General features: G+C 34.8%; 12 protein-coding genes. 5 read left to right on the top strand and 7 right to left on the bottom strand.

Annotated features, from left to right (window positions below; translation table 11 throughout):
* Positions 1 to 141: 141 nt before the first annotated feature.
* The 4 genes from NSQ18_RS06190 to NSQ18_RS06205 all read right to left on the bottom strand — a co-directional run bounded on the left by NSQ18_RS06190 (position 142) and on the right by NSQ18_RS06205 (position 3,786).
* A complete protein-coding gene (locus tag NSQ18_RS06190; protein WP_339289446.1) occupies positions 142 to 639 on the bottom strand; it encodes a DinB family protein in 498 nt (165 codons plus the stop codon).
* Between the two features lie 191 nt (positions 640 to 830).
* Entirely contained in the window at positions 831 to 1,442 is a 612-nt protein-coding gene (locus NSQ18_RS06195) for a hypothetical protein (RefSeq protein ID WP_339289448.1), read from the bottom strand.
* Positions 1,443 to 1,811: 369 nt separating this feature from the next.
* Positions 1,812 to 3,404, bottom strand: coding sequence for an S-layer homology domain-containing protein (locus NSQ18_RS06200; RefSeq protein ID WP_339289450.1), 1,593 nt, complete (start codon positions 3,402 to 3,404; stop codon positions 1,812 to 1,814).
* 214 nt (positions 3,405 to 3,618) lie between these two features.
* Positions 3,619 to 3,786 carry a hypothetical protein gene (locus tag NSQ18_RS06205; protein WP_339289452.1) on the bottom strand — a complete coding sequence of 56 codons (168 nt, stop codon included), beginning with the start codon at positions 3,784 to 3,786 and terminating at the stop codon, positions 3,619 to 3,621.
* An 84-nt stretch (positions 3,787 to 3,870) separates the two neighbouring features.
* Here NSQ18_RS06205 and NSQ18_RS06210 point away from each other — a divergent pair, with 84 nt between their 5' ends.
* The gene (locus NSQ18_RS06210) at positions 3,871 to 4,641 is read left to right on the top strand and encodes a protein kinase (protein WP_339289453.1); all 771 of its coding nucleotides are present in this window, start codon (positions 3,871 to 3,873) and stop codon (positions 4,639 to 4,641) included.
* A gap of 149 nt (positions 4,642 to 4,790) precedes the next feature.
* On the opposite strand, the gene NSQ18_RS06215 is transcribed toward NSQ18_RS06210, so the two are convergent.
* The 3 genes from NSQ18_RS06215 to menC form a co-directional block, all read right to left on the bottom strand.
* Entirely contained in the window at positions 4,791 to 5,555 is a 765-nt protein-coding gene (locus tag NSQ18_RS06215; protein WP_339289454.1) for a VCBS repeat-containing protein, read from the bottom strand.
* A gap of 96 nt (positions 5,556 to 5,651) precedes the next feature.
* Positions 5,652 to 6,710 carry a hypothetical protein gene (locus NSQ18_RS06220; protein ID WP_339289456.1) on the bottom strand — a complete coding sequence of 353 codons (1,059 nt, stop codon included), beginning with the start codon at positions 6,708 to 6,710 and terminating at the stop codon, positions 5,652 to 5,654.
* Between the two features lie 29 nt (positions 6,711 to 6,739).
* On the bottom strand, positions 6,740 to 7,846 hold the full coding sequence (menC, locus tag NSQ18_RS06225) for an o-succinylbenzoate synthase (RefSeq protein WP_339289457.1): 1,107 nt from the start codon (positions 7,844 to 7,846) through the stop codon (positions 6,740 to 6,742).
* Between the two features lie 999 nt (positions 7,847 to 8,845).
* Between menC and NSQ18_RS06230 the strand changes: the two genes are divergently transcribed.
* From NSQ18_RS06230 to fumC, 4 genes are all read left to right on the top strand, one after another.
* Positions 8,846 to 10,015 (top strand): MFS transporter, encoded by a 1,170-nt coding sequence (locus NSQ18_RS06230; RefSeq protein ID WP_016837607.1) that lies wholly within the window; start codon positions 8,846 to 8,848, stop codon positions 10,013 to 10,015.
* Between the two features lie 246 nt (positions 10,016 to 10,261).
* Positions 10,262 to 11,473, top strand: coding sequence for an ornithine--oxo-acid transaminase (locus tag NSQ18_RS06235; protein WP_016837606.1), 1,212 nt, complete (start codon positions 10,262 to 10,264; stop codon positions 11,471 to 11,473).
* 168 nt (positions 11,474 to 11,641) lie between these two features.
* Positions 11,642 to 12,196 (top strand): DUF1273 domain-containing protein, encoded by a 555-nt coding sequence (locus NSQ18_RS06240; protein WP_168412474.1) that lies wholly within the window; start codon positions 11,642 to 11,644, stop codon positions 12,194 to 12,196.
* A 260-nt stretch (positions 12,197 to 12,456) separates the two neighbouring features.
* Positions 12,457 to 13,845, top strand: a complete 1,389-nt coding sequence (fumC, locus tag NSQ18_RS06245; protein ID WP_016837604.1) for a class II fumarate hydratase — start codon at positions 12,457 to 12,459, stop codon at positions 13,843 to 13,845.
* Positions 13,846 to 13,913: the final 68 nt, after the last annotated feature.

The following is a 13,913-nucleotide window of genomic DNA, read 5'->3' on the forward strand; positions in this document are numbered from 1 at the left end:
AGAAATAGTGGAAGAAACATAAGCAGTAGAGGAGAAACAGTTTTTTCAAGTTAACATTTCAGTTTCGACAACAAGCATATTACTTCTTCCTAAAATCTAAAAACACCTTCGATTATACCTACGATAATCGAAGGTGTTTCATTAATTAACCTTCTTTAATAACGTCCCTTTTATTTCTTCAATCTGTTGCAAATGACGCTCTTCATGATAGCCAATTAATGATACCCACTGTCGTATTGATAATAGCCCGTACCTTCTATGAATAAAAGATTTTTGCTCTAAATCTTCTTCACTAACACCTTCAATACTTTGCCACAATGCTTCTCTAGATTTTTCTAATTTTTGTATAAGCTCTTCTAATGTTTGAAATTTCTCTGAAGGTGTTAAATCATCTGGCGCTACTCGTTTCACCGTACGATCTAATATATGGTAAAGGGGTTTTTCTTCAGTTGGATTGTATTCATCTTTTGATAGCGTTTCCAATATTCCATCTACCGTATTCATTTCCATTAAATATAAATGCTCTAACACTTGAGCGATTGACCATTTCCCTTCTTCAGGTACTGCATTTAATTGTTCATTAGACAAGGAACGAACACTTTGCAAAAGCTTTTCACGGGTTTTCTGTATTTTTTCCACTCTTGCTACCCTCCTTCATTCTTTCTAATTATTATTCTTTCAAAATAAAAAAAAGAACTACTTATTCTTTTTATAATGAACGGAGTAGAACTATTTTTAGAGTTAACGGCCTATGTTTAAAAGTGACGCGGAAAATCGCTCACTTCAAACATAGGCATATCCATTGAAATTCAATATTGTATATCATTAAATTAATAGCATTGGAAGAATGCAATACGTTGACGATTTAATACATCGTAAACCCAACCTCGATTTCCTCTCCAACGGAAACCAATAATTGAGTTACCGAAAGCAAACATCGGATAGAACCAGAAGCTATTACCATTCGTTAACCAAATAAAAGTATTGCGGAACAAACATCTCCCAATTCCTCGTCCTCCACTGCGACGACCAAATTCAGCTGTTCCTTGGAATGAGCTAAGTTGAGGTGTGAAACTTGGAGGCGGAGCTGCAGGTGGAGTCATTTGTCCTCCAGGTGGTCTTCCTGGTGTACCTGGGAATCCCCCTGGTGCACCCGGGAATCCTCCTGGTGTACCTGGGAATCCTCCCGGTGCGCCTGGGAATCCACCTGGTGTACCTGGGAATCCTCCTGGTGTACCTGGGAATCCTCCTGGTGTACCTGGGAATCCTCCTGGTGTACCTGGGAATCCTCCCGGTGCGCCTTGGCCTCCCCCTGGTGCACCAGGGAATCCTCCTGGCATACCTGGGAACCTTGATGGCTGGCCTTGAAACCCTCTACGCGTTACATCATCATCAAAATCAAATTGATTATTATTATCATTGTCGTTAAAAAAAGGATACACGCTTTTTCCCCCTTTTCTTCAAGCTAATTTCAATGTATGTAGCTATTTCAACGCTACATAGGCATATATTCATCTTCATTGAAAGAGGAGAAAAAGATGTGTTTGTATCCTAAAAACACCTTTTGTTGAATATTAACAACCAAAGTATACCAAGTTGTTTTATATGTTTTATTGGTATAATAACAAAAAAATCATTTTTATTAAAGTATTACTTAGCTACTTTTCACATTTATTTTATTTTTCTGTTTCGAATTAACTTAAATGTTTCTATTTCATCACTTCTCATTCTGAATAAAAACCGCACAGGACACTTAACATGCACTGTGCGGCAAAATGGACACTAAAAGACTCGTACTAAATTATTAGAAATTAATCTTCAATGACCCCTTCGAAGTTAATTAAATCTTCAAACTTAATAATCTTTGTCGCATCTGGTATACCAATCACAAAGTTTGGTTTTTCATTTACATTCGATTTACCCATTTTATAGTTTATTTTTAATCCGAATGTTTCGCCTTCCATTGTAAAGTCTATATCAAAATTTAACACATCATAGCCAATATATTTTTCTGGATGTACAGCAATATATTCTTTCAATTCATTTAATGTCACGTAATTATTAATTTCACCAACAATATCTTTAATATCTAATTCTGCAGCTTCCAGTGATTGTTTTAACATCTCGATATCTTCGGAAGTAACACCAAGTGCTTTGGCGTATTCTGGGTTTTCCAATAATGCAACGAATTCAGGTAAAATTTTATTAAATAGTTTTTGAATGAAAGGCGTTAATTCATCATTCGTCATTTCAAATTTAATTACTTTGTCTACTTCAATACCTTCTGGTACTTGAATTGCATCTTTAGATACTTCTTCATAATACTCCCCACCGAAGTGATCAAAGAAGAGATCGAACAATTCTTCATTAAGTTTTTGCTGTAATTCTATATCCATTACAGGAGCAGGTTGTCCAGTTACTTCTGAAAGCTCAGCAAAATCCATTTCAATAAATTTACCTTTATACTCTTCTGGAGTTGGGGCAAATGGCAGTTCAGGAATTTGAATCCACATTTTATCAGCAGTCATCACAACTGGCAGTTTAATATCACCAATTGGGAACGGTCCGTTTAGTTTAAATGTCATATCCATTTCAAGTTGTAATGGGTCTTTTTGATAAACCCCTTTGAAATCGACATGAATATCTTTAAACATATCAAAGATTGCAGTTGCTTCTTCAGTTGCTCCCTCAATTGTAGGGAATTCAAAACCGTAATTCATTGTTCCTTCAAATTCATAAGAATTCAATTCAAATTCTTTTTGATAAATTTCTTTTAGTTCTTGTACAATTGGATCATTTGCATATTGTTTATCCAATACTCTTGATAAGAATACTGCAAAGTGAGCACGTGTCGTAGGTTGATTTGGATTGAAGGCATTTTGTTCATTACCCGTTGTAATTTCATTTGCATACAGAGCATCAATTGCTTCATATGCATAGAAATCTTTCGCTACATCTTTAAAAGATGTTGTTCCATTACCTTTTAATTTGAAGGCATTTGTTAAAATAATCGCCATCTGTGCACGAGTAACATCATCATTCGGTCTGAATTCACCATTAGACCCTTTCATAATATCAGCGTTTGTTACAGCAGCAATAGCGTCATATGCATAATAATCTTTTGAAACATCCTTATATACAATCTTTGAATCTTTGCTTGTATCAAGTTTTAATACTCTTGATAATATAACTGCAGCTTGAGCACGTGTTATAGTTTGATTTGGCTTGAACGAATTGTCTTCATACCCTTTAATAACCCCTTTGCTTACTAAGCGGTTGATTTCGTATGAAGCCCAATGTTTACCACTTACATCTGTAAAGCCAGCTGCACCTGCACTCCCAAACGGGACCGCTAACAATAAAACAATTGCTAGTAAAATAGAAAAGAATCTTGTTTTCTTCATTTTTCTCCTCCTCCGACACATAATAGTTAGCCACATTTACAATAATTGTAACATATCCCTCTACTGGAAACTCTTATAATTTGTTACCAATTTATGTGACCCGTTTATAGATACGAAGATTCTATCAAAATGGTTTCAAAATTTTTTAAGTTTTTCTTTAATTCTACCTAATGGGTGATAAATAATATGTTGACTCCTGTCGTCGAATCGTTTTTTATGAAACTTCTTTATTGATAATTCGTACATATTCAAAAAAGGCTTTTTGAAAAGGAGGAAGTTTAGCATGATCGATAAATTTTTCAAGTCCATCATGGGGGGAAAACGTCATTCTTCTTCCAACTATAGAAGATTCACAAAAAGGCATAACTTTTACGGACATCATTATTACAAACGTGGACATAAAAGCAGTGGTATTTTTCGTTCCGGTAGCTTCTTCAGTTCAAGAAGTTTCTTCAGCAGTTAAACGATGATTCGGTATTTTCTTGAAAACAAGTACCATCGAATATTTAAAAGGTATATAGATGAAAAGACAAATTATTGTTTTTCTGAGGTACTTGGTACTGGTACTTATGGTATAGCATATTTAATCATAGAAAAGCGGACCGGAAAAAAATATGTCCTGAAACGTCTAATAACGAAATATCGACATTCTAAGAAATTACGTCAAAGATTTCAAAAGGAAATCCAAATTCTTAAAGAATTGAATTTTCCCTTTGTCCCTTCCGTCATTGTTGAAAATGAAGTTGAAAATATCCCTTTTTTCGTAATGGATTATATGGAAGGCCGCACTTTTGAGCAAACAATCTTTGAAGAAGGTCATGTTTATTCTTTACCTGAATCCCTTCATATTTTAAAAATACTTCTAGAAATGGTCGTCCAAATTCATCATAAAGGTATTGTGCACCGCGACTTAAGAATCCCTAACGTATTAGTCCATCAAGGAAAGCTCTCTATTATTGATTTTGGATTAGCTACTTATTTAAACCCGAAGCAAAAGATTGAGGAAGTTAAAAATCCAAAAAAGGCTGCAAATCATTGTAGTGATCTTTATTTTCTCGGTCATTTTCTACTCTTTTTACTTTACTCATCCTATACTCCTACAGAAAGTAAAGAGAGAAGTTGGCAAGAAGAATTACAATTACCTGAAGAAGTAAAAAACTATATTGAACGTTTACTATTAATCCGGCCACCTTTCTCAAGCGCAGAGGAAGCATTACATTGCATCCCTAAAGTCTAATAATAGCCAATTTTTACAAGTATTTATTTCAACAGTAGGCTATTATTTTTTTAAGAGAAATCGAAAAAATTAAGTCGCTTCATTGAAGAAGCGACTTATTAATCGTTGACTATATTCAAAACCATTTTAACTTATTTGCAGAAAATATATTAGAAACTTGCTCCATTAATTGCAACATGTTGACTCACCGCTTCAAATTCCCGTCCATTCCAATTTAAAACGTTCTCAACGTATCCTAAACCATCTGCATGATATCTCCCGGCGATTTTTTCCATTGTTAATAATGAATACTTCCCATCCCCCGTTAGATCAATTGGATATATCCCACTAGCAGGATCTACCCAACCTTGAATAGGTTCCTTTAGCTTTCCATTGGAATCATATATTTCATGTAAATACTCTTTTCCTTTATAACGAATATTTAATAGATAACGTATGTTAGGATTCCTGCTCGTTACCATTACTTCTGCATTGTCTTTATAGTTTACTTCATACTGCCGTTCTTCATTAAACTTAATAGAATCAAAAATTTTCCCTAACTTGCCATGTAAAAACGAAAATACGTAAGCAAAGACTATCGCTCCGCTTCCACCGGATTGAACAGTTACTAGAATATCATTTACCTGATCACCAGTTAAATCTCCCGTCCAAATCGTTGGATTATATCCTGCTACATCTTTTAAATGATATACGGATATTTCATGGGTGAAACCATTTTGAACAACTAGACTCATATTGCTTAAATAAGGACTATCGTCGAGTTTTGAGGCTATCAGAAAAATTCCATCAAGCACTCCATCACCGGTAACGTCACTCAATTGATAAGCTACTACAGAGGGGCCTTTTGATTGGTCAAAGGGGGGCATTAAGCTAGGCAAGATGTCAAACTGATGTGGTTGCCAATATGGATACATGTTGTTCCTCCTAACGAGTAAAATACCGTTACCCCATTATATATGTGAATAATGAGTGATTGGTTCTTTCATAAATAAAAAAACCTGAGAATTGCCTCAGGTTAAGCTCCCTTTTCTTTTTAGCCATATCCAACAAGTGATGATTATTACGATAAACCCAAAATATCCCATAATGGAATACACAGTTTTCACAATGGTAGTAAACCCGATAAAGCTTGCAAAAAATGCAATGAAGGCAGAAACAATGAGAAAATATTTATACGTTTTGGACTTTGGTGATACAAATCGAATGACAAAAGAATAAAGTACACCGACTGCTGTACTATAAATCATTATAATTAAAGTAATAGCCATCAGCCCACCAATAATGGGATGTATATGTAAGGCAATCACTAATGTAGGCATCGGCTTCCCAAAAATCACATCCATTTTTGCCATTAGCGCCACATAAACTAATAGAATCAACATGCCCATTAATAATCCACCAATAATTCCACCCATTCCTGCCTCTCTTCTACTGTTCACAGTACTCCCCATTACCGCAAGCATTGGCAACCCTACCGCTAAATTATACGAAACATATAAAAGTGCTGCTAATAGCCAATGTCCTGTTGATAATTGATTTGCCATTTCTATATGTTCATTGAAACTACCATCCATCGTTAAAATTGAAGCAATCACTAGTATGAAAATCACGATGATTAAATAGGGGATTGCTAAGGCAAGTATACTTATAATTTTTTCTACATTGAGCATCAGTGTGAAAATTGTGAATATCATCATAAAGAAACTACCAATAAAACCATTTATTCCAAATAGCACTTCAAAAGCACTCGCTGCCCCTGCAAACATAGCAACCGTAATACAAAAAGAAAACACCGTTATGAGACAATCGATGATCGAGCCGAATGTTGAACCTGCAATAAAAAGCACGACTTCTTTATGGGATGTTGTTTTCAAAGAATATCCTAATGTTGCTATATTCATTCCTAAAAAAGAAAATAGTACACTAGCAACGAAAACCCCAAACAGTCCATACCAACCGTAGGAGATAAAAAATTGGAATATCTCTTGTCCAGATGCGAAGCCTCCCCCAATCATTAAACCGACAAATGCTCCCCCGATTTTTAAACTATTTCTCACCATTTCCCCCATTTCTCTAACTCAATAATCGTTTGTCGTATTCAATTGTAAACATTCGAGGAAACTGTATATTTATCAATAATCTTTCGATTAGGCTCGTACCCAATTCCAACAGTTTGCGGCACTTGGATAGTTCCATCTTTCACAACAACTTCGGGATTTATGATATCTTCCTCAAAATAATGGCTTGACCCTGCAGTATCTCCAGGTAAAACAAAATTTGATAATGATGTTAAAGCGATATTATGTGCTCGGCCAATTCCTGCCTCGAGCATTCCACCACACCAAACCGGTATGCCCTTTGATTGGCAATAATCATGAATTTTGATTGCTTCAGACAAACCTCCAACTCGTCCAATTTTGATATTTATAACACCACAACTCCCCAATTCAATTGCCTTTCGTGCATCTTCAAGGGATATAATACTTTCATCTAAACATATAGGTGTCTTCAAATGCTTTTGAAGTGTCGCATGATCCACAATATCGTCATAAGCTAACGGCTGTTCAATCATCATCAAATTATACTCATCCAACTGTTTTAATAAGTCGATATCGCTTAAAGTATATGCTGAATTCGCATCTGCCATCATCGGAACATTTGGGAATGCTTCCCGCAGCTTTTTGATGACTTCCACATCCCATCCAGGCTTTATTTTGACTTTAATTCTTTTATATCCTTCTGCAATGTACTTCCCGACCACTTCAATTTGCTTTTCGATTGTCGATTGAATACCGAGACTCACTCCTACATCTATTTTTTCTTTATTTCCTCCAAGGACTTTTGCTAAAGATTGATTAGACTGTTGTGCGTAAATATCCCAAATTGCCCCTTCAATCGATGCAATGGCCATTTTGTTTTTCCGTATGCCTGCAAACATTTTACTTACATCATTTGGATGATGGATGTTCTTTTGTAAAATCATTGGAATCAGAAAATCTTCTAGCATATGCCAACAAGTTTTTACGGTTTCTTCACTATACCACGGCGCTTCGAAAGCAACGCATTCACCAAATCCAACAATTCCTTCATCTGTGTGAACTTCCAACAATAAAAAAGATTTATCATGTAACGTGCCAAAGCTTGTTGTAAATGGATTTTTCATTGGCATTTTTACATAACGAACAATGACTTTATGAATTCTCATCATTAATTCTCCCTTATTAATACATATGTATTTCGTTTATACAAATTCATTAAAAAGTATTTTCTCATCACATTATCTCTGAATAATAATTTAAATAGGGACTATTAAATCCATAAAAATTCTTTACTACTTGAGAAACCGAAAATAGTTGTAGTTTTTCTTAAGAGTGAAGTAAAGAAAAAAGTTTAGTTCAATAATAGACTTTTATCTCTAATTTTTCTCGCTATAATTGTTTATTATTATCAAAAGATTAGCTAATTGTCCCTTCATATAAACTATTAAATGAATATGATGAAAACAAAAGGAGGTGAGAAATTTAATTATTGTAATGAGAAGTAAATTACCCTATGAATATAAATGTACGGCAACAATTATCCTTTTCAATTTGATGTAACAAACTTTGAATTGGATAAATCAAGGATACCCATTTCCTATATTGTGAAAATGAACAAATACAGCCCTCTGCAGTAAATCAATTTGAACTCCCTATATAACGATGTAAAAATAAGAGCCTGAATTTGTTTCATTGAAAAGGATCTGTAAAGTTAAGTCGATGGTGAATAGATCCCTTCACAACAGGAATGGTTTGGACGCATATTGTATCCTAACTTCTTAGGTTGGCATGAGGGTGGAGTTTATAGTTTGATCATTGTTACCTCCATTTATTTAGTTGGGAACGTCTCTCCGAATTTGCATTCCCAGTAACCATTGTATACCCCTTATTCGACGGCGAGTGGTGAGTGAGCACACATTTCTTCCACAAATCCCATTATCATTCATGGATGGCAAGTAGCCATCCTTTTTTTGTTATGTCTTTTCCCCTTTTACTATTTTATGTAAGTATTCTGAAACATTTGTGTTTCCTTGACTCAGTCTTTCGTAAAGGTTTAAATAGGAATAGACCTTTTTGCACTTTCAATTTCTGTAAATGTACCGTTACAATATCACTACTGCTATTTAAAAATAATTTTATAGATAAAAAATTCAAAGGGGATATTTATGCAATCAAAATCTCAAAAAGTTGCCTTAGCTCTATTACTTGGAAATATTTTTATTACCTTTGTTGGTATTAGCCTAGTTATCCCTGTCTTGCCTTCATTAATGAATGAATTATCCTTAAGCGGCACCGTAGTAGGAAACATGGTAGCTGCTTTTGCATTAGCTCAACTAATCGCTTCTCCCATTACAGGAAAATGGACGGATCAATACGGCCGGAAAATAATGATTATCATCGGTCTTTTTTTATTTAGTTTTTCAGAGTTGTTATTTGGTATTGCTAAGAGCCTTGAGATTCTTTTCCTATCAAGAATTTTAGGTGGAATTAGTGGCGCATGCATCATGCCTGCGATTACTGCATATATTGCGGATATCACATCTGAAAGCGAACGTCCGAAAGCCCTTGGATTTATGTCTGCCGCGATTAATACCGGATTTATTGTAGGGCCTGGTATAGGCGGATTTTTAGCGGAATTTGGAATTCGTGTACCATTCTTTGCTGCCAGTGTTTTGGGAGCATTAGTAGCCATTGCCTCCATTTTTATTTTGAAGGAGCCTGAACGTAGAGAGCATCCGAAAGTGTTCAAAGATGAAAAAATTGGTTGGAAACGAATTTTTATTCCAATGTATCTTATTTCGTTTATTATTATTTTCCTATCGACATTCAGTTTAGCTTCCTTCGAGTCATTATTTAGCCTATTTATTGATCATAAATTTGGATTTACACCAAAAGATATCGCCATAATCGTTACAGGCGGTGGTATTGTTGGAGCAGTTGTGCAAATTTTATTATTTGATGCATTAACAAAGCGGTTCGGAGAAATTAACGTTGTTCGAATTAGTTTAATTATGTCAGGCCTATTAGTGTTCGTTATGACAATTGTAAATTCTTACTGGACAATCATGTTAACTTGTTGGATTGTCTTTGTTGGCTTTGATTTAATTCGTCCAGGAATTACATCCTATCTTTCAAAAATTGCAGGAAATGAACAAGGTTTTGTAGGGGGCATGAATTCCATGTTTACAAGCATCGGAAATATCTTTGGCCCTATCATTGGTGGTATCTTATTTGATATGAATTATAATTATCCATACTACTTTGCAACAATCATATTAATTTTAAGTATTATCATTGCAATGTTTTGGAAAAACCAACTGAATTCTTATCATTAATCAAAATGGTTATCCAGTTTAACACAGTTTCTGGATAACCTTCTATTTTTATCCTTCATAAGTCTTTGGAAAAAAGTTTCAATTGAACTCTAATGCCTAATAAAAAGAGCAAATTATTATAATATTATTGATAATTTAAATTCTTTCGATTAAAAAATCACATCTATCATATATAATGAATTTATAAGCAATTTTGCTAAAAAACACAATTTTTTTATGCTTCAGTACATTAAGGGGGATTTTTCAATGGTTAAAACAACAAAAGAAATTATAGAAATTACAGAAAAGCTTGGTGCTCATAACTACCACCCACTACCAATTGTGATTAGTGAAGCAGAAGGAGTATGGGTAAAAGATCCAGAAGGTAAAGAATATATGGATATGCTATCTGCTTATTCTGCTCTAAACCAAGGTCACCGACATCCAAAAATCATTCAAGCATTAAAGAATCAAGCAGATCGAGTAACTTTAACTTCTCGTGCATTCCATAACGACCAACTTGGTCCATGGTATGAAAAAGTATGTAAAATCACCGGAAAAAACATGGTTTTACCAATGAATACTGGTGCAGAAGCTGTGGAATCAGCGATTAAAGTTGCTCGCCGTTGGGCTTATGATGTGAAAGGCGTTGAAGAAAATAAAGCTGAAATCATCGGTTGCAATGGAAACTTCCATGGCCGCACTATGATTCCTGTCTCTCTTTCATCTGAGAAAGAATATCAACGCGGTTTTGGACCGTTAATTCCAGGAATTAAATTAATTCCATACGGTGATATTGAGGCATTAAAAAACGCTATTACACCAAACACTGCAGCTTTTATTTTTGAACCTATTCAAGGAGAAGCAGGGATCATTGTACCTCCTGAAGGATTCTTAAAAGAAGCAGCAAAACTTTGTAAAGAACATAATGTATTGTTTATTGCGGACGAAATACAAACTGGACTTGGCCGTACAGGAAAAATGTTCGCTTGCGAGTGGGAGAATATTGAGCCGGATGTTTATATTCTTGGAAAAGCACTCGGCGGAGGCGTAATGCCAATTTCTGCTGTGGTGGCAAACGATGATATTTTAGGGGTATTAAATCCTGGTTCTCATGGTTCTACTTTTGGTGGTAACCCACTAGCTTGTGCTGTTTCAATCGCTTCCCTTGAAGTCATCGAAGAAGAAAAATTAGTGGAACGTTCACTTGAGCTAGGACAATACTTTAAAGAAGAACTTTTAAAAATTTCATCACCTATTATTAAGGAAGTGCGAGGAAGAGGTTTATTCATAGGGGTTGAACTTCATGAACCTGCTCGCAAATATTGCGAACAATTAAAGGAAAAAGGTCTATTATGTAAAGAAACTCATGAATATGTAATTCGCTTTGCCCCACCATTAATCATTACGAAAGAACAAATTGATTGGGCACTTGAACGAATTAAAGAAGTTCTTGAGAATGCAGAAAGTGCAAATTAAGAGAATATATAATATTCACTAACATGCACTAAATGCAATTCATTTATGGCTGTTTAGAAAGTTAAAATTTCTAAACAGCCTTATTTATTGATTTTTTTATTCTCATTACATTATGATATTCAATTAATATATAGCAAAACTATTCCTTATATTAAGAGAGGGATTAGAATGATTCAATCGCTTTATGTGTCAGGATACAGACCCCATGAATTAGGTATATTTAACGAAAAACATCCTGGCATCCAAATCATAAAAAAAGCCATTGAGAATGAATTGAGAAGTTTGATTGAGGATGGATTAGAATGGGTCATCGTCAGTGGACAACTCGGTGTTGAAATATGGACTGCAGAAGTTGTCATTGAACTAAAAAATGAATTTCCTCAATTGAAATATTCCGTTATTACACCTTTTTTAGATATCGAGAAAAATTGGAATGAACAAAGACAACAACAATACGCTTACATTATTAGTCAAGCAGATTTTGTGACAAGTATAACAAAAAGACCATATGAAGCACCTTGGCAATTTGTTGAAAAAGATAAATTTATTATTCAAAATACCGATGCCCTATTACTTGTCTATGATGAAGAACATGAAGGATCTCCAAAATATTTAAAGCGACTGGTTGAGAAATACATGGAACGCAATCCATATGAGCTATTTGTGATTACGTCTTACGATTTGCAAATCATTGCAGAAGAATTAGAAAGAGCTGAATGGTGATTTTTTCAAATTATGATGAATTTCCTGTTGACAATTTAATTGATAATGATTATCATTATCGTAAATAGAAATTTCCGAGCTGAACCCCCCAAAATATATCTCGGGAACAATATTTTCCATTTTATTTTCTCCAAATTATGTCTATATCCCCCTATATATAGACATTTCTAGGCTGCAACTATTATGTTGCAGCCAAAATTCTATAATCAATACTATTTTTTATTTGAAATACATATACTAATACGAAGGAGTTGTACAAAATGGAATATCGTATAGAAAAAGATACGTTAGGTGAAGTACGTGTACCTGCTGATAAAATTTGGGGCGCCCAAACACAACGTAGTAAAGAAAACTTCCAAATTGGCGATGAAAAAATGCCAATAGAAGTCATTCGAGCATTTGCAATACTAAAAAAATCTGCAGCAATCGCCAATAAAAAATTAAATAAATTATCACCAGCAAAAGCAGATGCCATAATTTCAGCAGCAGATGAAATTCTAGAAGGTAAATGGGATGACCAATTCCCACTAGTTGTTTGGCAAACAGGTAGCGGTACTCAATCTAACATGAACGTGAATGAAGTTATTGCTTACCGTGCAAATCAATTATTAATAGAACAAGGATCATCGGAGAAAGTTCATCCAAATGATGATGTCAACATGAGTCAAAGTTCGAACGATACATTCCCAACAGCATTACATATCGCTGCTGTTGAAATGGTAGAAGACTATTTGTTGCCTCGATTACAACTTTTGAAAAATACATTAAAAGAAAAATCAGAAGCTTTCAAAGATATCATTAAAATCGGTCGTACCCACTTACAAGATGCAACACCTTTAACACTTGGACAAGAAATTAGCGGCTGGTATTATATGCTAGAACGCTCAGAACAAATGATTAAACATAATACCGAGTATTTAAAGAGCTTAGCCATCGGAGGTACTGCAGTTGGTACTGGCATCAATGCTCATCCAAAATTCGGAGACATGGTGGCAGAAGAAATTAGTAATATTACCGGCAAACAATTTGTTTCATCTGAAAATAAATTCCATGCATTAACAAGCCACGATGAAATTGTTGCTGCACATGGTGCTTTAAAAGCCTTAGCTGTAGACTTAATGAAAATTGCGAACGATGTTAGATGGCTTGCTAGTGGTCCTCGTAGCGGTATTGGTGAAATTATTATTCCAGCAAATGAGCCAGGAAGTTCGATTATGCCTGGTAAAGTAAATCCTACTCAATCTGAAGCTATGACGATGGTTGTTACTCAGGTAATCGGTAACGATGCAACAATTGCTTTTGCTGCTAGTCAAGGAAACTTTGAATTGAACGTATTTAAACCTGTCATTATTTATAACTTCCTTCAATCAGCCCGACTTTTAGCTGATGCAATGAAATCCTTCAACGACAAATGTGCTATAGGCATTGAACCGAACCATGAAGTACTTGAGCGCAACTTAGAAAATTCTTTAATGCTTGTTACTGCATTAAATCCTTACATCGGTTATGAAAATGCAGCAAAAATAGCGAAAAAAGCTCATGCGGAAGGCACTACTTTAAAAGAAGCTGCACTTTCTCTTGGCTTACTAACAGAAGAACAATTCGATGAATATGTAGATCCGAAAAAGATGATTTATCCAAATGCTTAAATTTCTAAATTTGTGTTTTCATCCCTTAACATACCCCTAAAAAAGAAATAACCGACGAGCAATTGGCT

Source organism: Ureibacillus sp. FSL K6-0786 (assembly GCF_037965165.1).
Lineage (GTDB): Bacteria > Bacillota > Bacilli > Bacillales_A > Planococcaceae > Ureibacillus > Ureibacillus thermosphaericus.